This is a genomic window from uncultured Roseivirga sp., from assembly GCF_963973945.1.
In the GTDB taxonomy this organism is placed as follows: domain Bacteria; phylum Bacteroidota; class Bacteroidia; order Cytophagales; family Cyclobacteriaceae; genus Roseivirga.
Window position 1 is genome coordinate 1 of record NZ_CAXBBV010000009.1, and the last position, 19,547, is coordinate 19,547.

A 19,547-nucleotide genomic window follows, 5' to 3' on the forward strand; every position below is an offset into this window, starting at 1 on the left:
TTAAACTACAAAATATTATTCCGTTCTAGTTTCTGAATCCAAACATAGGATGACGCTCCGATTGAATGTTTGCAGTATATAAGTGGGATTCGGAGCTAGCTTGATTAAAAAAAACCAGTCAGGTTTTAAAACCTGACTGGTTTGGAATGTGCTTTTACTTCTTCTTGGCCTTCGCCTTGGTCGGTTTTTTCTTTGGGGCTACCTTTTCTATTTCGGCTTTGGCTTGTTCTAGCGTCATGTCGGTAACATCAACGTTTTTAGCAAGCTCAACCTTGGTTTTTCCTTTGATGATATTGTGTCGTCCCCAACGGGCTTTTTCTATTCTTATACCCGCATCTTCCCAGTTGTGAACCACCTTGTCGATTTCCTTCTGGATTTTATCTTCAATCAACTCTACAATGTCATTATCAGATAAATTATCCCAGTCGTATTTCTTATTGACATTGATAAACATATCGTTCCATTTGATAAATGGGCCAAACCGTCCTTTTCCTTTCTGAACAGGCAATCCTTTGTAAGTATAAATTGGGGCATCCGCATCCAGTTTCTCCTTAATGTATGAGATGGCTTCTTCCAACTCAACATCCAAAGGATCAACACCTTTTGGCAGTGAAACGAAACTATCTTCATACTTTACATAAGGCCCAAAACGCCCAATGGCGGCAATAATTTCTTTGTCTTTGTACATGCCTACCGTACGTGGTAGTTTAAACAAGTCGAGTGCTTCTTCTAAAGTAATGCTTTCGATAAACTGGCCTTTTCTAAGGCTGGCATATTTTGGCTTTTCTGCTTCTTCATCGTCAGGGTCGGCCTCGCCAATTTGCGCCATTGGCCCAAATTTACCCATCCGAACGATTAATGGCTTTCCGCTTTCAGGGTCTGTACCCAATTCGCGAGAAGAGCTAATGTCTGATCTATTTAGTTGTTCTGTGTTTTCTACTTTCTGATGGAAATCTCCGTAAAAGGCAGCAATCATTTTTGGCCATTCCTGCTTGCCACTGGCAATTTCGTCAAATTGCTCTTCTACTCTTGCCGTAAAAGAAAAGTCGATCACATTCGGGAAATGTTCTACCAAAAAGTCATTCACAATCATGGCCATATTGGTAGGGAAGAGTTTCATTTTCTCAGCTCCCGTATTTTCCGTTTTGGTTTTAACTTTGATACTATCATTTGCTAAAACAAGCTCCTGATAATTTCTTTCTACTCCCTCACGGTTTTCTTTTACCACATATTCTCTTTTTTGAATCGTGGAAATGGTTGGTGCATAGGTAGACGGTCTTCCAATGCCCATTTCTTCTAATTGCTTTACCAAGCTGGCTTCAGTAAACCTTGCAGCATGACGTGAAAAGCCTTCCTTTGCCATCATATGATTGAGCTCCAAGTTTTGCCCAATGGTCAATGGAGGTAACATGCCTTTGGCTTCATTTCCTCCATCTTCATCGTCTGTAGACTCTATATATACTTTCAAGAAACCTTCAAACTTAATTACTTCACCGTATGCGGAAAGAGTTTCATTTCGGGTTGAAATAGAGATTGAAGCCGTAGTTTTTTCCAGTTGAGCATCGGCCATTTGTGAGGCAATTGCTCTTTTCCAAATCAGATCGTAAAGCCTTTGCTCGTCATAATTTGCACCTGCAGTGTGGGTAGCAAAGTTTGTAGGCCTAATGGCTTCGTGAGCTTCTTGCGCTGATTCTGACTTGGTTTTGAACTTTCTGGTCTGCACAAATTCTTTTCCATAAGCAGATGAGATTTCACCCACAGCACTTTTTACCGCATCATCAGAAAGATTCAAAGAGTCTGTTCTCATATAGGAGATCTTACCAGCCTCATATAGCTTCTGGGCTAATGACATGGTGCGTGATACGGAATACCCCAATTTTCTACTGGCCTCTTGCTGAAGCGTAGATGTAGTAAATGGAGGGGCAGGGGTACGCTTGGCTGGTTTTTTCTGTAAATCTATAATGGAATAAGCTGCACCAACACATCCTTTTAAAAATTCGTGTGCTTCGTTTTCCGTCTTAAATTTTGAAGGAAGCTCAGCTTTTAGTTCAACACCATCACCAAGGTTGAAAATAGCTGTAATCTTAAAAGAAGAAACAGGAGTGAATTGCTCAATTTCGCGCTCTCTTTCTACCACCATACGTACAGCCACCGATTGTACTCGACCAGCAGAAAGGCCACGTTTAATTTTTTTCCAAAGTACTGGCGACAGCTCAAAACCCACGAGTCGATCAAGGATTCTACGGGCTTGCTGCGCATCTACCAAATCAATATCAATTGTGCGCGGATTGTCAATTGCCCTTTGAATAGCCGTTTTGGTAATTTCACGGAAAACAATGCGCTTAGTATTGTCTTCACTAAGTTTCAGAGCTTCTTTTAAATGCCAGCTAATAGCTTCTCCTTCGCGGTCATCATCACTCGCTAGGTAAATCATTTGCGATTCTTTGACCAATTTTTTCAAGGTTCTTATCACCTCTTTTTTGTCGGCAGTAACCTCGTAAGTTGGCTTAAAACCATTGGCTATGTCTATGGCCTTGTTACCTTTAGGTAAGTCACGTATATGTCCATAACTCGATACAACTTTGTAATCCTTTCCCAGAAAACCTTCGATGGTTTTGGCCTTGGCTGGGGACTCTACAATGACTAGGTTTTTAGACATAAATAAGTGATTTTTTAATTTTGACCGCGCCAAAGATGGGCATAAAAGTTTCAAAAAAACAAATGAAACAGTTTTTACCCTCCATCTATTTATATGAAGAAGGGAAAAAATGCGTTGTAGCAACCGTAACTAAGGAGGAGGAAGAATGGTTAGAAATCTTTTATTAATTAGACATGCAGATGCCATCTCGGCAGGAAGCAATCAGCGAGATTTTGAAAGAAAATTGAGTGAAAAAGGAAAAAGTGAATCGGCTTTGCTGGGAGAGTACATAAAGAACCTTCCTTTTGAAGTTGATACTATATATACAAGTCCATCTGTTCGCACTTTACAAACCTGTGCCGAAATAACACAGCAGCTAGAAAGAGCCCCACGCATTATCTCATCAGAAGAATACTACGAGGCTACAGGAAATGTAATGTTTGCAGCAGTAAATAGAATTGATGATATTTTTAAAAATGTGGCCATTATAGCCCATAATCCATCAATTAGCTATTTGTATGAATATCTATCTGGTGATTCTCAAGGTGGGTTTTTAACAGCTTCATGTGCTTGGCTTCAGATCTCGGCCAAACACTGGAATGAGGTAAGCGGAGGCATGGCTCAAACCAAAGATTACTATTACCCAGGTATGAGTTAGGAGGAAGTTTTTTTATTTTGTTTTAGTGCGTTTAAAATGAAGACCTCATATTTGTGCAAAAATTATATTAAATGGCTTCATTGGGTAGACACATCATTGTCGAGTATTACAACTGCTCATCAGAAATTTTAAACGATGTAGTACACATCGAAAAAAGTATGGAAGGCGCTGCGGAAGATGCAGGTGCAACCATTATTAATTCTACGTTCCATCATTTTTCGCCTTATGGCGTATCGGGTGTTGTGGTAATTCAAGAAAGCCATTTGGCTATTCATACTTGGCCAGAATACGGTTATGCATCAGTAGATATTTTTACTTGTGGCGATACTGTAAACCCTTGGGTGGCTTATCAAATTCTTAAAGAAAAATTTGAAGCTGGTCATGGTTCGGCAGTAGAGCTATTAAGAGGAGAGAAGGCGCTTTTGAAAGAAAGAGATTTCGATATCAAAGCCATACGCGATGAAAAAAGCAGCGAAGAAGGCAGTCCAATCCGCACCAGAGATGTATGGTTTACCGAGCGTGACGATAAAATAGCGCTTTCTTTAAAGCATGATGGTAAGCTTTACGATGTACAGTCTGATTTTCAGAAAGTAGAAGTATATAAAACACAGGCTTACGGTAACCTACTTACTTTGGATGGCATGGTAATGACCAGCGAAAAGGATGAGTATGTGTACCACGAAATGATTACACACATTCCTACTTTAACACACCCTAAGCCAAAAAGAGCTTTGGTGATTGGTGGTGGAGATGGCGGTACTGCCCGCGAATTATTGCGCCACGATGGCTACGATGAAGTAGTGATGGTTGAAATTGACGATAAAGTAATAGAGGCTTGTAAAGAACATTTACCAGGTATTGCGGCAGCTTTCGATAATCCAAAACTGAACCTGATTGTAGATGACGGAATCAAATATGTAAAAGATGCAGCAGATGGCTCTTTCGATATCGTAATCGTAGATTCTACCGACCCAGTTGGCCCAGCAGAAGGTTTGTTTACGGTTGAATTCTACAAAGAAGTGTACCGTATTTTGAGCGATGACGGAATTATGGTTACCCAAAGTGAATCACCTCGGTTCAACAGCAAAGTATTCAGAGAAATTTACCAAGTATACCGTTCTATTTTCGGACAAGATCAAGTGCATTGCTACTTGGCTTACATCCCAACTTACCCAACAGGTATGTGGTCATTCTCTTATTCTTCTAAAGGAAAAGCACATCCGTTAAAGGATTTTAATGCAGAGGAGAGCAAGGCTTTTGCTAAAAAGCATGGTTTGAAATATTATAACGAAGGCATTCACCAAGCTGCCTTTGCTTTGCCTAGTTTTGTTGCTGAAATGATCAGTTAATATATGGCCGATATAGACAATTTTAATCCTAATGATGTAGGTGTAAAGGGCACTCTTTTCGGATTGCCTTTTGATACCGATTCTGCCAAAGTAGTGGCAATTCCAGTACCTTGGGATGTTACCGTATCGTACGGTGCGGGTACAGCTGAAGGCCCAGAAGCCATTTTAGAAGCCTCATCTCAAATCGACTTTAGTCAGTTAGACATTGCGGAACCTTGGAAATTGGGTGTGGCCATGGCCGATATTCCAGAGGTTTGGTATTCATTGGGAAGAGAATTGCGTGAAAAATCGGAAGATTATATTGCTTGGTTGGAAGAGGGCAGCAATGAAGAAGAGCGTGAAGAGATGGAGGCTATTTTGGCCGAAGTAAATGAACAGACGCATCAGCTAATGAAGTATGTGAAGCAACAATCGGAATACTGGTTGAAGCAGGGGAAAACCACCATTTTAGTTGGTGGAGACCACAGCACTCCATTGGGTCATTTCCAAGCTTGCGCAAAACATTATGGCGACTTCGGTTTACTGCAAATAGATGCCCATGCCGATTTACGTGAGGCCTATGAAGGTTTTGAGTTTTCGCATGCCAGTATCATGACGAATGCCCTTAAAATTAAGGAGTTAACCAAATTGGTGCAGGTGGGTATTCGCGATTTCTGTGATGAAGAACAACAGCTTATCGCCAATTCCAATGGGCGAGTGGTTACCTTTTTCGATCAGCAGTTAAAGCACGACCAATATGCAGGAAAAACCTGGGCTAAGCAGTGCGAAGAGATCATCAAAGAACTTCCGCAGCAAGTTTATATTTCATTCGATATCGATGGCCTTGATCCAAAACTTTGTCCGAATACGGGTACACCAGTACCAGGAGGTTTTGATTTGGAGCAGGTGATGTATTTAATCAAGCAAGTGGTGAAATCAGGGCGCACAATCATTGGTTGCGACCTGAATGAGGTTTCGCCTAGCGAAGACGAATGGGACGCTAACGTGGGCGCTAGGGCGCTTTATCGAATGATCAACCTGATGGCTGCCAGTAAAGGAATGCTACAGTTGAATTGAAAACTCTGATTCTGCAACTTGAATGACAGCTCAACAAATAGGTAGTCGAATAGCAGTTAAATCAACTCTAATGGGAATTGGAGCTGCGTATTTGATTATGGCAACACTCGTTGGGCTGGACAGCGGAATCAAAGGTGTGATTTGGATACTGGAAGTTGATTATTGGGAGAACCTTCTTCTAGGGGGCTTTGGACTAACTCTCATGGGGTATTTATTCGGCCGAATAGCAGGAGTAGAGATAATTCAACGGAAAAAGAATCATAAGTGGGTAGGAATAAAGTATGGGTATTTAACCTTATTAACAGGAACAATTATAGGGAGTACATTAGGCTTCATTCAAGAGGGGCTTGATAATATCGGAACACAAGCCAGTCCTTTCGAAGATTACTATTTCAAACCTTTATTTTTGGTAACCATATTTGGGTCAATACCAGTGGTTCTTATAGGTGTTTGGTTTGGACGAACAATCAAGAAAGTAGGCAAGGAGGAACAGGGCATATCCAACGGATTTTAATTTATTCCATTCTTTTAACGAAAATTCTACAATTGAATTAATTATACCAAATACAGTTCTGGGTTTAAGAATTTAGAATCCCTTACTTCAATAAGTTTGGGATTTTTTTATGTCTTGAAATGAAAAGCAAACATTCAATATATGACCCAGAGTTTTTGTTAAGAAACTAAAGATCAATTACCTTATCCGATATTCCCCTGATCACCGATTTACTGATTCCTCATAACTAATACCCAATAACCAACTCCCCATGACCGAATTATTCGCTACCGATAAACTAAAAGCCCTTTACCCTAAAGTAAAGCAGTTTATACAGGAAGAGTTGTACCCTTCGGAACTCTATTTTTTGAAAGACCCTTGGGACGAAGTGAACCATATTTTGAAAGCCAAGCGCGAGAAGGCCAAGAAACTGGGGCTTTGGGCACCTTATCTTTCTGAAGAAGAAGGCGGAGCAGGTTTAACTCTCACAGAATTTGGACAGCTATCAGAGTTATTGGGAAGAACGCCATTAGGTCATTATGTGCTCAACTGCCAAGCACCCGATATAGGCAATATTGAACTGATGCATCAATTTGCTTCGGCCGAATTGAAAGAGAAATACTTAGCACCTTTAATGAAAGGCGAAATAAGAAGCTGCTTTTCCATGACCGAGCCTGATTTTGCGGGTTCAAACCCCGTGAATATGGGCACCACGGCCGTTCTGGATGGAGATGAATTCGTCATCAACGGACATAAATGGTTTACCACAGCGGCTGATGGGGCTACTTTTGCCATCGTTATGGCAGTGACCAATCCCGATGCAGAACCGCACAAAAGGGCCAGTATGATTGTAGTGCCTACCGATACCGCAGGATTTGAGCTCACCCGAAATATCCCCATTATGGGCGATGTGGGAGAAGGCTATTTGAGTCATGCCGAAATCCACTATGTGGATTGTCGTGTACCGAAAAGTAACTTGATTAGCGAAATGGGCAGTGGCTTTATGTTGGCGCAGCAGCGTTTAGGTCCAGGCCGAATTCATCATTGTATGCGCTGGATTGGCATTTGCGAACGTGCCTTCGATATGATGTGCAGTAGGGCGGCTTCAAGAGAATTAAGAGACGGCAAAATGTTAGGCCATCAGCAGACCATTCAGAACTGGATTGCTGAAAGCAGGGCAGAGATTAATGCCTCAAGGTATATGGTACTTCATGCTGCACAAAAGATTGATAATGAAGGAGCTAAAGCAGCACGTTTGGAGATTTCTACCATCAAGTTTTATGTGGCCGATGTGCTGATGAAAGTGCTCGATCGTGCCATTCAGGTACATGGCGCACTGGGCATTACCGATGATACTTTGCTTTCGTTTTGGTACCGCCATGAACGTGGTGCAAGAATTTACGATGGCCCAGACGAGGTGCACAAAGCCAGCTTAGCCAAGGCTATTTTGAAGGAATACGGGTTGTGAGAAAGTTAGAGGTCAGTGTAAGGCGACTAAAAACAAAAAGGAGATAGCTTGTTCAATTAGGCTAATAGAAATCTCCAATCAGATTAATTTCTTCAAAGGTTTTTCAATACGCTTTCAATGTTGGAAATCCCTTACTTCAAACAAGAAAATAAGTATATATTGTAATCTTATAAAACCGCCAGTTACAGGCCAACTAGTGCCTTTTCAAGGTGTGAGATTTCAAACTATATAGAAGACTATGTCAACCTTAGACTATGCTGTTTTTATTGCCTATTGCCTTATTATTATAGGTGTAGGGCTATACTTATCGTTTCGGAACAAGAAAAAAGAAAAGACCTCTGAAGATTATTTTTTAGCTGGCAAATCATTGACATGGTGGGCGATTGGAGCTTCTCTAATTGCTTCCAATATTTCTGCGGAGCAGTTTATTGGCATGTCAGGCTCTGGTTTTGCCTTGGGTATTGCTATTTCATCCTACGAATGGATGGCAGCCATCACGCTTATTCTCGTGGGTAAGTTCTTGCTTCCCATCTTTATTAAAAAGCAGATTTATACCATGCCCCAGTTTTTGGAACAACGGTATAACAGCAATGTGAAAACTACTATGGCCATTTTTTGGATTGGAGTTTACATTTTCGTGAACCTAACCTCAGTGCTTTATTTAGGCTCTTTGGCAATAGAAACCGTGATGGGCGTTGAACGCATCTATGCCATTATTGGCCTAGCGCTTTTTGCCATGATCTATTCGATATACGGAGGGCTAACCGCTGTAGCTTGGACGGATGTAATTCAGGTAATTTTCCTTATTGCAGGTGGTTTGGCTACTACCTATTTGGCCTTAGATGCTGTAAGTGAGGGGAGTGGGCCAATTGCTGGTTTCCAAACATTAATGGATGCCGTTCCCGATCGTTTTGATTCCATTTTAAGTAAAGATCACCCGTTTTATGGAGACTTACCCGGCTGGGGTGTCATCATTGGTGGAATGTGGATTGCAAATATTAGCTATTGGGGTTTGAACCAATACATTACACAAAGGGCTTTGGCTGCAAAATCGCTTAAAGAGGCTCAAAAGGGGGTGATGTTTGCTGGTTATTTGAAACTACTAATGCCGCTTATTGTGGTGCTTCCGGGTATTGCTGCGTATTATTTGCTTATGAAAGAAGGGGCTGCAGATTTGGCTTCAATGAGTGTAACCAACGATGTGCTTTCAGGCTTACCCGATAGTAGTGTTACGAAATCGATGACCGATGTAGCAACCATGACCATAAAGAGCGATAAAGCATATCCCGTGCTCTTACAGTTTTTACCTACAGGCTTTAAAGGAATTGCTTTTGCTGCCTTGGCTGCGGCAATTGTATCTTCATTGGCCTCTATGGCCAATAGTACCGCCACTATCTTCACCATGGATATTTACAAACCTTTGATTAATTCAGGTGCTTCTGAAACCAAACTAGTTACTGTAGGTAGACTTACTGCTTTGGTGGCATTTGGGTTGGCCATACTGGTAGCGCCAATGCTTGGAAAATTAGATCAGGCCTTTCAGTATATACAGGAATACACAGGCTTTGTAACCCCAGGTATAGTAGCGATTTTCCTTTTGGGTATTTTCTGGAAGAAAACTACGCCTAAAGCTGCTTTAGTTGGTGGGGTGAGTACATTCTTGTTCTCTATTTTATTTAAGCAGTTTTTGGAGGAAGTGCCTTTTATGGATAGAATGGGGTATGTTTTTCTGATCTGTACGGCCTTAATGATTGCCGTTTCATTGTTCGATGGTAAGGGCGCTGATTCTAAAAAGGCAATTATAATGAAGGATTTCGACTTTAAAACCTCACGTAGTTTTAATGCTGGAGCCATCGCTTTATGTATTATTCTTACTGTGCTTTATATTCTGTTCCAATGAGCTTGAATGTCTTAAAGAAAGAGTTTGATAGCCGATTTGAAGGGCAGCCAAGGTTTTTCAAGTCACCCGGAAGAATCAATCTGATTGGTGATCATACCGATTATAATGATGGTTTTGTAATGCCTGCAGCCATTAATCGCTATGCACAATTGGCTGTTTCTTTCAACACAGTGAAAAGACTAAATGTAAGATCAATTGATTTAAACGAAATTCTTGAAATTGATTTAAACCAGCTACAAGCCAAGGCCAAGTCAAGTTGGGAAAATTACTTTATTGGGGTGTTGTCCATCTTTGGTGAAAGAGGGATTAAATTAAAAGGCGTTGACTGTGTTTTCACCAGCGATATTCCAGTTGGAGCTGGGCTTTCTTCTTCTGCAGCTATTACTTGTTGCTTTGCTTTTGCTTTGAATGAAATGTTTGAAGCTGGTTTTACGAAAAATGAATTGGTGGACATAGCCCAACAAACGGAACATCGTTTTGCACAAGTAATGTGTGGTAATATGGATCAGACAGCCAGTGTTTTTGGTAAAGTAGGACAAGTATTCAAGTTTGACTGTAGGAGTAGGGAGACTTCTTTCCATTCCTTAAACCTGAATGATTCTTCACTATTGCTTGTGGACACTAAAGTGAAACACGCCTTAGCAGAAACGGCCTACAATACACGTAGAGAAGAATGTGAAGCAGCAGTAAAATTAATTCAGCAGAGTTACCCTGAGGTAAGCAGTCTAAGAGATGCCGAGTATCATATGATCAATGAAGTAGGGCTTAAGGATAATTTAAAACTACGGGCCGAATTTGTTATTGAAGAAAATGATAGAGTAACCAAAGCGGAGTTATGCCTAGATCAAAATGATTTGGATGGCTTGGGCGAACTGATGTGGGAGTCGCATAAAGGCTTAAGTCAGAAGTATAAAGTGAGTTGTCCTGAGCTCGATTTTATTGTTCAGCATACCAAGAACTTGAGCTATATTAAAGGAGCAAGAATGATGGGAGGAGGCTTTGGTGGATGTTGTATACTACTTATTCAATCTAGCGCCATAATGGGTTTTAAAGAACTGATTACAACTCCTTTTACAAAAGCATTTGACGCACAGCCCGAATTCTACCAGTTTGAATTAGTAGATGGAACACAAGAATACAGTTGATTGAAAGTAATAGTGGAAACCTACCAAGCTACAGAACCATAGTTGTCATTCTTATCAACTTGAGAAGGCATACTTTTAGACTTTTCGCTAGAGCGAGAAGGAGATGAGGTATTCAGTTCTGGAATTTCTATTTCCTTGCCTACATTCACTTTACCGTTGAGTTCAGCTCCTTTTTCTATGGAAACCTCTAGTGCGTAGATTTTACCATATATTTTTGCCCCTTTGGTAATGTGAAGCAAACCTTTGCACATTACATCACCATTAACATAGCCTTCAATGGTAATGTCGGTGCCTCTTAAATTTCCTCCAATCTCACCATTAACTCCTATAATGATTTTTTCATTTGAGAGTAAATCTCCGGTGATATTTCCATCTACACGTATGCTCTGTTCAGATTTTAAATTACCCGTAATAATCGAGCCTTGCCTAATTTGAGTAATATGTGTAGATGGAGTAATAGCAGCCATTAAAATTAGATATTAATATTCAGAAGGAATTGAAGTTTCAGATACAGTATTGTTGTCGTCAAAAATTGAAACGACTGTTGTGGCATTTCCGATATCTAAACCTACAGCAGTGCTTTTTACACCACCATTAAGTTGTGCAGAGTTAATGCAATAACCACGACTCGCCAATGATTGTGGCTCATGAGCGATTTCGAGATCTAAAACATCACGGAACTCTTCCTTAAAGCAATCTACAAGAGCGGTGTAAATAGCACCACCCCCTGCTAAATACATAATCTGACTTGCTGTAAAGTCATTATCATTGAAAGCCTTACGCATTGCTGGAGATATTACGTCTTCATAATATTGCTTCAGCACTCTATCGCGCATGCTTCTGATGTCAATTCTTTTTCTGTTCAAGAAAATCACACCTTTTTGGAAAGCAGCATCAATCTGATGTTCTGTTTTCAATTCAAGGTAGTGCTCTTTGGCCAACTCTTTTTCTAGCAAGTTTACTGCGTAACGAAGACCATATGTTGAAAGTGAAGTTCTTTGAACAATACCACCTTCAGTACTCAAAAGTCCTTCAAGAGTTCCGTAACCCAAACTCATTACAAAGAAATTACCCTGCGCTTTTGTAATACCTTTTCTCAAAGCAATGGTACAACCAATTACCTCTGGAATTACCTGCGCACCAGCTACTTCTACTTGAACATTCTTTTTAACTCCACCACCATAAGTTGCCGCATCATATTCAACGGTATGTTGCCCGTCAATTAGCTGTGTAGCTTTTTCTTTGTTCAATTGAAAAGTTGAAAAAGGAAATCCAGTAGTGACTGTGATTGGGTTACCTAGTTTTTGGTTAGCAATAAGTAATGCAGCCTTTAAAAGAAGTTGGTAATCCAACTCATCTGGAGCACTATTTATGTTTTTATGTGGAGAAACTCCCTCGGTTAGAGCAAGATTTCCTATGACATAACCTTCACCATTATGAAAAATTTTTAATCCATTGATCAGGTCAGGGGACACGTTTTTAAGGTCGGTATTATTCCCTTCAAAGACACTAGGGAAAGTATAGGTTTTGAACATAGTTAATGATTTGGTATGCAAATATTTTAGAGCACTTTGAACGAAAGACAATAATACGATTTAATCGCTTTTTTTTGGATGTATATGTTAAAAATCGCTGGAATTTCTGAAAAAGATTTTGATTTCAAAACTGATAATCCGCTATCGGTTAATTACGATGGCAATTTTTGTGTTGTTTTCATTTACGGCCATCCGAGTGATTCCAGAAAGCCCCATAGCGCTTAAATCTGTAATCTCATTCCATTCTTTATGGTATTTAGGATTGAATGTGAGGATTTTAGAGCCTACACTGGTTACATATGTTCCCTCATTTGTAATTGTCCAATCGCTAGAATTTTCAGGCTTTTTTACTGTTAGCTCAAATCTAGCTGTAGCTGAATTGAGCCTGTAAATATTTTTGTCACCGTTCTCTTCAGTTCTTTCAAAGGCAAAATCTGTAGTTTCAGGAATCAATTTCAGTGTTCTACCAATATTGTCGGTAATCTTTTTTTCACCAGGTTCTCTGGCATTAGCCATTAATAAAGTAACGGGAGTGCCCAAAACAAACATGGCCACATTAGAACCGCTCCATGCATGATAGCCCACGGGAGCAATGTCTTCAAAAACAAGTTGAGGAGACTTTTTTGTGTTTAAATGAAACAACCAAAGCCTTTGCGTACCATCTTCTTCAACCCGTACTGCCGCAAATGACTCGAAACCAGGAACCATGGCTGCTGAATACTCACTTTCTTTTGAATTGGTTAAGTTGGTTTTTTTATTCTCCAACAAGTCCAGCATCATAATGTCTGTTTGTCCATTGTCATATGCGGTATAGAGCATATAATCTTCTCCATAAAAATAAGGTTGGTTGTCGTAGCCTTTCCGTTCGGTTACATTTTTGCCTTTTTCTATAGTTACGTTTCCCTTCTTTTCTTTAAGGTTGAAAACAAATATATCGGTATCAGGAGGGGGAGCTTGGGCATTGCCAATAAGGGTACAAAGCCCAAAAGCAAGGCACATGATGAGTCGTTTATTCATAAAAGGAATACAAAATGTTTATCGAAAATATTAAAGTTTACCGACAACGAAAAATTTAATTTAAAGCTCTGAAATTGGTTTGCTGTGAATCAAGTATAAAGTTTAGCGATAAGTTTATCTGTTTGAACATACAATTTTGATAAAGACAATCTTTTCATACCTAATTTAGAATGAATATGCTTTTGCCAAAGCAATTGAAAGTCAGTGGATTGTTGACTTAATAATATACCTTTTATAAAAACTTCTTTGGCGAAAGGCGCTCATTCCAGTTGAATTCCTTAAATTTTAAGCTGAAATCAACCGTACCTTATGCAAGTTATAGAATCCTCAAAAGTTTATGATGTTGTCATTGTCGGCTCAGGAGCCGGTGGGGGAATGGCTACAAAAATATTATCAGAGGCAGGTTTTGATGTAGCAGTACTCGAAGCAGGTCCATTTTTTGACCCCGCAAAAGATGAATATAGAACCCAATTGCGCTGGCCGTGGGAATCTCCAAGGCGTGGCGCTAGCTCAGACCGAAGGTCTTTTGGTGATTACGATGCTGCATATGGCGGCTGGAATTTAGAAGGTGAGCCTTATACTGAAGCTCCAGGAACCCGCTTTGCTTGGTTTCGCTCTAGAATGCTAGGGGGGAGAACCAACCACTGGGGAAGAATTTCATTGCGTTTTGGGCCTTTAGACTTTAAGCGTAAAAGCGTTGACGGCTTGGGCGACAACTGGCCGATTGGCTATGATGATGTAAAGCCTTACTACGATAAGGTGGATAAGCTTATTGGTGTTTTCGGTAGTAAAGAAAATATTCAAAACGAACCCGATGGTTTCTTTTTACCTCCGCCAAAGCCAAGGCTTCACGAACTATACTATATTAATGGAGCCAGAAAAGCAGGAATTCCAGTAATTCCTTCAAGACTTTCCATTTTAACAAAACGAATTAACAACCAACGAGGAAGCTGCTTCTATTGCGGTCAATGTAACCGTGCATGCTCTGCATATGCCGATTTCTCGTCTGGAACCTGTCTGATTTTCCCAGCCCAGAAGAATGGAGGTAAAATCGAGCTGTTTACCAATTCAATGGTACGCGAGGTAACTACCAATAAAGAAGGAAAAGCAACGGGCGTAAACTATGTCAATAAACTCGATAGAAAGGAGTATCACTTAAAGGCCAAGGTGGTGGTTATGGCCGCATCTGCTTGTTCTTCAGCCCGAATCCTTTTGAATTCCAAGAGCAGTGTTCACCAAGACGGTTTAGGAAATAGCAGTGGTTTAGTAGGTAAATACCTGCATGATTCTACAGGAGCAAGCCGTTCGGTATTCATTCCAAAACTGATGGATCGTAAGATTTATAATGAAGATGGAGTAGGAGGAATGCACGTTTATACACCTTGGTGGCTTAACGATAAGAAACTGAAATTCCCAAGAGGTTACCATATTGAAGTTTGGGGCGGAATGGGCATGCCTAGTTATGGCTTCGGCTTCAACCCAAATAATTTGAATAAGATTATGGGTGGCGAAGTTGGCGGTTATGGCGAATCACTCAGAGAAGATGTGAAGAAATACTATGGAGCTGTACTTGGTGTATCGGGTAGAGGTGAGAGTATTCCGCAACGTGGTAATTATTGCGAAATTGATAATAACGTGGTGGATGAATGGGGAATTCCTGTACTTAAGTTCAATTACCAGTGGACGGAGCACGAGATAAACCAAGCCGAGCACATGCAAGATACCTTTGAGCAAATTTTAGAAGCTACTGGAGGTATTTTATTAGGTGACAAGCCTGGTAAGGACAGAAATTATGGACTCACTGCACCAGGAGAGATTATTCACGAAGTGGGAACCACCAGAATGGGTAATGATAAGAAGGAATCGGTAACCAATAAGTATAATCAGCTTCACGATTGTGACAACGTGTTTATTATGGACGCTGGCCCATTTGTGTCGCAAGCAGATAAGAACCCAACTTGGACCATTTTGGCCTTGGCTTGGAGAGCCTCAGATTATTTAATTGAACAAGTAAAACAAAGAAATATTTAAGTCATGGATAGACGCGAATCATTAAAATCTTTATTGGTCGGTTCTGTAGCAGGTGGACTACTCGTGACTGGTTGTGCGCCAGAAACCACAGTTGAAACACCAGAAAAGCCGCAACTTCCTGGCTATGGTAGAAACGAAAGAGAAAAAGAACATGATGAAAAAGTACTTTCCGAGACCTTTTTCAACGAACACGAATTGGAAACCATTGCTGTTTTATGTGATATCATTCTTCCTGCCAACGCAGAGTTCGGATCGGCAAGCGATGCTGGCGTACCTGAGTTTATAGAATTTATAGCCAAGGATATGCCCAATAACCAATTGCCAATCCGTGGTGGTTTAGCTTGGTTAGATTCCCATTCCAATAAGTTATATGGAATGGAATTTAAGAAACTGAACGATGAACAACACAAGACTATTTGTGATAGCATTGCTTACCCCGGTAAAACTGCTCCTGAGCTAAAACATGGAGAAAGGTTCTTCGCTAACATGAGAAACTTGACCATGACTGGTTATTTTACCTCCGAAATGGGAGTGAAAGACTTGGGTTATAAAGGTAACATGCCGGGAGTTTGGGATGGTATTCCTGAAGATGTTTTGAAGCAACAAGGAATGGCATATGAAGAAGAGTGGCTAGCCAAATGTGTGGATCAAACCAAACGAATGGACATTGCTACTTGGGACGATGACGGAAATTTATTGACATGATGAAGCCAATGTTATTCCTGATTTTTGGAATGGCCTTCCTAACATTAGGTTGTACCGAAAATATAGCCAAACAAGTTGATGTTAATGAATTTGAGACATTAATGGCTGATGAGGCTTCGGTACAGATTATTGATGTAAGAACCCCAGATGAATATGCGCAAGGTGCAATTAAGAATTCTACCTTAATGAACTTTAATGCACCAGATTTTAAAAATAAGCTAGAAGGGTTAGATAAAAACAAACCAGTAGCGGTGTATTGCCATTCAGGCGGACGAAGTAATCAAGCCTTTGAAATGATGAAGGAGATGGGTTTCAAGCAAATCTATGAACTTCAAGGAGGTATAGCCGCTTGGCAAGCTGGAGGTAAAGAAATCCAAAGGTAATTGAAGTAGAAAAGCCCGAAAGGGCTTTTTTCTTTTACAGCCCATCCTAATTTTCTATCAGTCATTTAAACTTTCAATACTTTTCCTGAACAACTCAGGGCATCAAATGGTATGTTTGTGGAAAGCTTATTCAAAAATATGTTATTTGTACTTTCTCCCGCCAAAACCCTCGATTTCGAAACCCCTTGTAATGCCGAAAAGTCTTATCCTCGTTTTCAGAAAGAAACGCTAGAGTTGATTGGTATACTCAAAAAAAAGACCCCTGAGGAAATTCAAGAGTTAATGGATATAAGTGAGGGTTTGGCGGAACTGAATGTGGATCGTTACAACAAGTTTAGAAAATCAAAAGACTCTAAAGCTGCAAAACAAGCGGTTTATGCCTTTAAAGGCGATGTATATATTGGTCTTGAAGCAGAAGAATTATCTAATGAAGACATCCTTTACGCACAAGAACATTTGCGCATTCTTTCAGGTCTTTATGGCTTGCTCAGGCCTTTGGATTTGATTCAACCTTACCGATTAGAAATGGGCACCCGTTTGGCCTTTGACGATTATACCACATTGTATAACTATTGGGCCGACACCATCGCCAATCAGGTGAATCGCGATTTAAAGAAACAAGGCGATAAAGTGTTAATCAATTTGGCTTCGCAAGAATATTTCAAAGCCATCGACAGACCAGCACTTAAAGCTAAAGTGATTAATGTAGAGTTTAAGGATTTCAAAAATGGGCAGTACAAAATCATATCCTTCTTTGCCAAAAAGGCGAGGGGTTTAATGGCACAGTACATTATTAAAAATAGAATCAATGAAGTAGAGCTATTAAAAGGCTTTGATTACGAAGGTTACTATTTTGATGAAGCTGGTTCTGACGAAAGTAACTTACTGTTTAAAAGGGATTAGTTTTAAGGAATTGTGAAAGACCCAAAAACCATAGCCTCAAGAGATTTTTTGCCTGAACTTCAGTTTCAGACTTCGCGCAGCTCTGGGCCAGGTGGTCAAAACGTAAATAAGCTTGAAACGCGGGTAACGCTCAGGTTTAATCTTCAAAGTTCAAACGTATTGAATGAAGAGGAAAAAGAGCACCTAGCGAAAAAATGGGAAAAGCAATTGACCAATGAAGGGGAGTTGCTGATCAGTTCGGAAGCTCATAGAACCCAGCTACGGAACAAAGATGAAGTGATTACCAAGTTTAGGAAAGCGATAGAACAGGCCTTTACCAAACCTAAGCCACGTAAGAAAACCAAACCCTCAAAAGGAGCAATTGAAAAGCGCCTTACCAGTAAAAAGAATCATTCCGAAAAAAAGGATTTGCGTAAGCCGCCCAAGTACTAAAAAAGGCCTCGAATTATCGAGGCCTTTCAATTTTTATAGGTTCAGAAGGTTAATTATTCACCTCCTTTTCTATTTGGATTTCTTGGGCTTGGCCACTCCATTGGCTGACCGTTTCTTGGGTTTACAGGCAAAACACTTTTGTCTCTTGGGAAGAACTGATCATCCTCAGAAGCCATGTAAGTCATTATTGCAGTAAGAATTGCGTTGTTTCTTACATCTTCGAATACAATTTTATCATAAGTATCCTTGTTTGTATGCCAAGTGTAAGCGCCATAATCCCAGCTAGTTGAGCTTAAGCTAAAACCAGGAGCACCAGCAGCTACAAAAGAAGCGTAGTCAGAACCACCTCCTCCAGGAGAACCAGGGAAGTTAGTGTCAATTTCTCTTCTGATAGCACTTGGTACAGGAGCCAACCATCTGTTGATAAACTCATAAGCGTGAAGGAAACCTTGTCCGCTAATGTTTACTACTCTACCAGTACCATTATCTTGGTTGAAAAGAGCCTGTAAACCTTTAATCACTTCTGGGTGATCTTGAACGAAAGCAGAAGAACCGTTTAAGCCTTGCTCTTCGCTACCCCAATGTCCTACAAGGATTGTTCTCTTTGGGTTAGGATAAATCTTTTTTAAGATTCTCATAGCTTCCATCATTACCAAAGTTCCAGTTCCGTTATCTGTAGCTCCAGTTCCACCATCCCAAGAATCGAAGTGAGCAGAAAGCATAACATATTCGTTTGGCTTTTCAGAACCTTTGATTTCAGCAATAGTGTTGAAAGTTGGCATCATGCCTAGGTCTTTTGCAGTAGTTTTTACAGTGATTTTTGGAGTATCACCATGTTCAGCCATTCTGAATAGTGTTCCATAATCCTCTAATCCTATATCAATCGTTGGAACTTTTGTAGTTCTAGCACCAAAAATTTTGTTAGCACCAAAACCTCTTGACCAGTTAGAAATCAAAATACCAGCAGCACCAGCTTCTTCTAAAACAGTAGGCATGTCGCGTGAGCTTGTACCTGTGTTTCTAAGTCTTTCTTGCCAAGCTCTAGATAATTCAGCTCTGTCTTTTCTCATGTTTTCCACAGAAAGTTCAGTTCCGTTTTTCTCCCAGTTATAATCCGGACGACCAGTTGGCTGTGCCATATCGATCATTACGAACTTACCTTTAATGCCTTTCAACCAAGTTTTAAACTCAGCTTCGCTAGCCACATTAGGGATTACTACTACATCACCAGTTACATCTTTACCGTTTGTAGAAGGGCTCCATGCCAATTGCATAGCCTCTAAAGTTTTTACACGAGGAGAAATCATGTCTACGTGAGTAATTCCACGTTCCCAACCTTTCCATTCACCCCATTTCTCGTTGCGGGCATCTATACCCCAGCCTTTATATTTAGCCACAGCCCAATCGTTGGCTGAATTCATTTGTGGAGTACCCACTAAACGAGGTCCATTTTTATCCAATAGCTCATAAGCTAAATTCTCTAGTTGAGAGTTGTCATTAGCTTCTGCTACGATTCTGTCTACAATGGCTTTAGTGTCCTGAGCATAAGTATTGATACTCAAGCAGAACGCCAAAATCATAAATAATTTGAGTGATCTTTTCATTTTGATTGATTTGAATTTTCGTCCAAGATATTAATCTAAGTTAAACACAGGCTTACCGATGGTGTAAAGATTGTAACATGAACTATACTAAAATAGCCTTGCTCTAGAGCGGAGTAAAGCTAAAATAAGGGTTTTTTCAGCAGCCCTAAAGTGCATAGCAGAAACGAGCAAAACCGTTTAAAACGAAACTTGTATTCTACTAATTGTGCTTTTGAAACTATATTTTCAGG

The 19,547-nt window shown here is 40.2% G+C and carries 17 protein-coding genes; 12 read left to right on the top strand and 5 right to left on the bottom strand.

The genetic code is table 11. From position 1 onward, the window contains the following. Positions 1 to 154 precede the first annotated feature (154 nt). Entirely contained in the window at positions 155 to 2,659 is a 2,505-nt protein-coding gene (gene topA / locus AAC026_RS14305; RefSeq protein ID WP_339699296.1) for a type I DNA topoisomerase, read from the bottom strand. A 145-nt stretch (positions 2,660 to 2,804) separates the two neighbouring features. On the opposite strand from topA, the gene AAC026_RS14310 reads away from it, so the two are divergent. The 7 genes from AAC026_RS14310 (at position 2,805) to galK (ending at position 10,707) form a co-directional block, all read left to right on the top strand. Then, positions 2,805 to 3,296, top strand: a complete 492-nt coding sequence (locus AAC026_RS14310; protein ID WP_339699299.1) for a histidine phosphatase family protein — start codon at positions 2,805 to 2,807, stop codon at positions 3,294 to 3,296. A 71-nt stretch (positions 3,297 to 3,367) separates the two neighbouring features. After that, the gene (gene speE / locus AAC026_RS14315; RefSeq protein WP_339699302.1) at positions 3,368 to 4,645 is read left to right on the top strand and encodes a polyamine aminopropyltransferase; all 1,278 of its coding nucleotides are present in this window, start codon (positions 3,368 to 3,370) and stop codon (positions 4,643 to 4,645) included. Positions 4,646 to 4,648: 3 nt separating this feature from the next. After that, positions 4,649 to 5,701, top strand: coding sequence for an agmatinase family protein (locus tag AAC026_RS14320; RefSeq protein WP_339699304.1), 1,053 nt, complete (start codon positions 4,649 to 4,651; stop codon positions 5,699 to 5,701). A gap of 70 nt (positions 5,702 to 5,771) precedes the next feature. Continuing rightward, positions 5,772 to 6,215, top strand: coding sequence for a hypothetical protein (locus AAC026_RS14325; RefSeq protein WP_339699306.1), 444 nt, complete (start codon positions 5,772 to 5,774; stop codon positions 6,213 to 6,215). A gap of 250 nt (positions 6,216 to 6,465) precedes the next feature. Further along, positions 6,466 to 7,662, top strand: a complete 1,197-nt coding sequence (locus AAC026_RS14330) for an acyl-CoA dehydrogenase family protein (protein WP_339699309.1) — start codon at positions 6,466 to 6,468, stop codon at positions 7,660 to 7,662. A gap of 238 nt (positions 7,663 to 7,900) precedes the next feature. Beyond that, the gene (locus tag AAC026_RS14335) at positions 7,901 to 9,562 is read left to right on the top strand and encodes a sodium/sugar symporter (protein ID WP_339699312.1); all 1,662 of its coding nucleotides are present in this window, start codon (positions 7,901 to 7,903) and stop codon (positions 9,560 to 9,562) included. Then, positions 9,559 to 10,707: a galactokinase gene (gene galK, locus AAC026_RS14340; RefSeq protein ID WP_339699315.1), complete on the top strand. Its 1,149-nt coding sequence runs from the start codon at positions 9,559 to 9,561 to the stop codon at positions 10,705 to 10,707. The genes AAC026_RS14335 and galK overlap by 4 nt, the downstream gene beginning before the upstream one ends. A 20-nt stretch (positions 10,708 to 10,727) precedes the next feature. On the opposite strand, the gene AAC026_RS14345 is transcribed toward galK, so the two are convergent. The 3 genes from AAC026_RS14345 to AAC026_RS14355 all read right to left on the bottom strand — a co-directional run bounded on the left by AAC026_RS14345 (position 10,728) and on the right by AAC026_RS14355 (position 13,259). Then, positions 10,728 to 11,174, bottom strand: coding sequence for a polymer-forming cytoskeletal protein (locus AAC026_RS14345; RefSeq protein ID WP_339607123.1), 447 nt, complete (start codon positions 11,172 to 11,174; stop codon positions 10,728 to 10,730). A gap of 12 nt (positions 11,175 to 11,186) precedes the next feature. Further along, on the bottom strand, positions 11,187 to 12,242 hold the full coding sequence (locus AAC026_RS14350) for a hypothetical protein (RefSeq protein ID WP_339699318.1): 1,056 nt from the start codon (positions 12,240 to 12,242) through the stop codon (positions 11,187 to 11,189). Positions 12,243 to 12,383: 141 nt separating this feature from the next. Next, entirely contained in the window at positions 12,384 to 13,259 is an 876-nt protein-coding gene (locus AAC026_RS14355; protein ID WP_339699321.1) for a hypothetical protein, read from the bottom strand. Between the two features lie 309 nt (positions 13,260 to 13,568). On the opposite strand from AAC026_RS14355, the gene AAC026_RS14360 reads away from it, so the two are divergent. The 5 genes from AAC026_RS14360 to arfB all read left to right on the top strand — a co-directional run bounded on the left by AAC026_RS14360 (position 13,569) and on the right by arfB (position 17,713). Then, positions 13,569 to 15,290 (top strand): GMC family oxidoreductase, encoded by a 1,722-nt coding sequence (locus AAC026_RS14360; RefSeq protein ID WP_339609387.1) that lies wholly within the window; start codon positions 13,569 to 13,571, stop codon positions 15,288 to 15,290. Between the two features lie 3 nt (positions 15,291 to 15,293). Next, positions 15,294 to 15,995, top strand: coding sequence for a gluconate 2-dehydrogenase subunit 3 family protein (locus tag AAC026_RS14365; RefSeq protein WP_339699324.1), 702 nt, complete (start codon positions 15,294 to 15,296; stop codon positions 15,993 to 15,995). Next, complete coding sequence (locus AAC026_RS14370; RefSeq protein ID WP_339699327.1) at positions 15,992 to 16,378, top strand: rhodanese-like domain-containing protein; 387 nt, start codon at positions 15,992 to 15,994, stop codon at positions 16,376 to 16,378. Before AAC026_RS14365 ends, AAC026_RS14370 begins: the two co-directional genes overlap by 4 nt. A gap of 138 nt (positions 16,379 to 16,516) precedes the next feature. Further along, positions 16,517 to 17,281, top strand: coding sequence for a peroxide stress protein YaaA (gene yaaA, locus AAC026_RS14375; protein ID WP_339699330.1), 765 nt, complete (start codon positions 16,517 to 16,519; stop codon positions 17,279 to 17,281). A 12-nt stretch (positions 17,282 to 17,293) separates the two neighbouring features. Continuing rightward, positions 17,294 to 17,713 carry an alternative ribosome rescue aminoacyl-tRNA hydrolase ArfB gene (arfB, locus tag AAC026_RS14380; protein ID WP_339699333.1) on the top strand — a complete coding sequence of 140 codons (420 nt, stop codon included), beginning with the start codon at positions 17,294 to 17,296 and terminating at the stop codon, positions 17,711 to 17,713. A gap of 53 nt (positions 17,714 to 17,766) precedes the next feature. Here the strand turns inward: arfB and AAC026_RS14385 are convergent, their stop codons facing one another. After that, the gene (locus AAC026_RS14385) at positions 17,767 to 19,317 is read right to left on the bottom strand and encodes a M20/M25/M40 family metallo-hydrolase (protein ID WP_339699336.1); all 1,551 of its coding nucleotides are present in this window, start codon (positions 19,315 to 19,317) and stop codon (positions 17,767 to 17,769) included. Positions 19,318 to 19,547: the final 230 nt, after the last annotated feature.

Excerpts from the sequence above, each read along its gene's own strand:
- AAC026_RS14350 (WP_339699318.1), bottom strand. The coding sequence starts at position 12,242 with ATGTTCAAAACCTATACTTTCCCTAGTGTCTTTGAAGGGAATAATACC.
- AAC026_RS14330 (WP_339699309.1), top strand. The coding sequence starts at position 6,466 with ATGACCGAATTATTCGCTACCGATAAACTAAAAGCCCTTTACCCTAAA.
- AAC026_RS14325 (WP_339699306.1), top strand. The coding sequence starts at position 5,772 with ATGGGAATTGGAGCTGCGTATTTGATTATGGCAACACTCGTTGGGCTG.
- AAC026_RS14385 (WP_339699336.1), bottom strand. The coding sequence starts at position 19,317 with ATGAAAAGATCACTCAAATTATTTATGATTTTGGCGTTCTGCTTGAGT.
- speE (WP_339699302.1), top strand. The coding sequence starts at position 3,368 with ATGGCTTCATTGGGTAGACACATCATTGTCGAGTATTACAACTGCTCA.
- galK (WP_339699315.1), top strand. The coding sequence starts at position 9,559 with ATGAGCTTGAATGTCTTAAAGAAAGAGTTTGATAGCCGATTTGAAGGG.
- AAC026_RS14310 (WP_339699299.1), top strand. The coding sequence starts at position 2,805 with ATGGTTAGAAATCTTTTATTAATTAGACATGCAGATGCCATCTCGGCA.
- AAC026_RS14360 (WP_339609387.1), top strand. The coding sequence starts at position 13,569 with ATGCAAGTTATAGAATCCTCAAAAGTTTATGATGTTGTCATTGTCGGC.
- AAC026_RS14365 (WP_339699324.1), top strand. The coding sequence starts at position 15,294 with ATGGATAGACGCGAATCATTAAAATCTTTATTGGTCGGTTCTGTAGCA.
- AAC026_RS14335 (WP_339699312.1), top strand. The coding sequence starts at position 7,901 with ATGTCAACCTTAGACTATGCTGTTTTTATTGCCTATTGCCTTATTATT.
- AAC026_RS14320 (WP_339699304.1), top strand. The coding sequence starts at position 4,649 with ATGGCCGATATAGACAATTTTAATCCTAATGATGTAGGTGTAAAGGGC.
- AAC026_RS14345 (WP_339607123.1), bottom strand. The coding sequence starts at position 11,174 with ATGGCTGCTATTACTCCATCTACACATATTACTCAAATTAGGCAAGGC.
- yaaA (WP_339699330.1), top strand. The coding sequence starts at position 16,517 with ATGTTATTTGTACTTTCTCCCGCCAAAACCCTCGATTTCGAAACCCCT.
- AAC026_RS14370 (WP_339699327.1), top strand. The coding sequence starts at position 15,992 with ATGATGAAGCCAATGTTATTCCTGATTTTTGGAATGGCCTTCCTAACA.
- topA (WP_339699296.1), bottom strand. The coding sequence starts at position 2,659 with ATGTCTAAAAACCTAGTCATTGTAGAGTCCCCAGCCAAGGCCAAAACC.
- AAC026_RS14355 (WP_339699321.1), bottom strand. The coding sequence starts at position 13,259 with ATGAATAAACGACTCATCATGTGCCTTGCTTTTGGGCTTTGTACCCTT.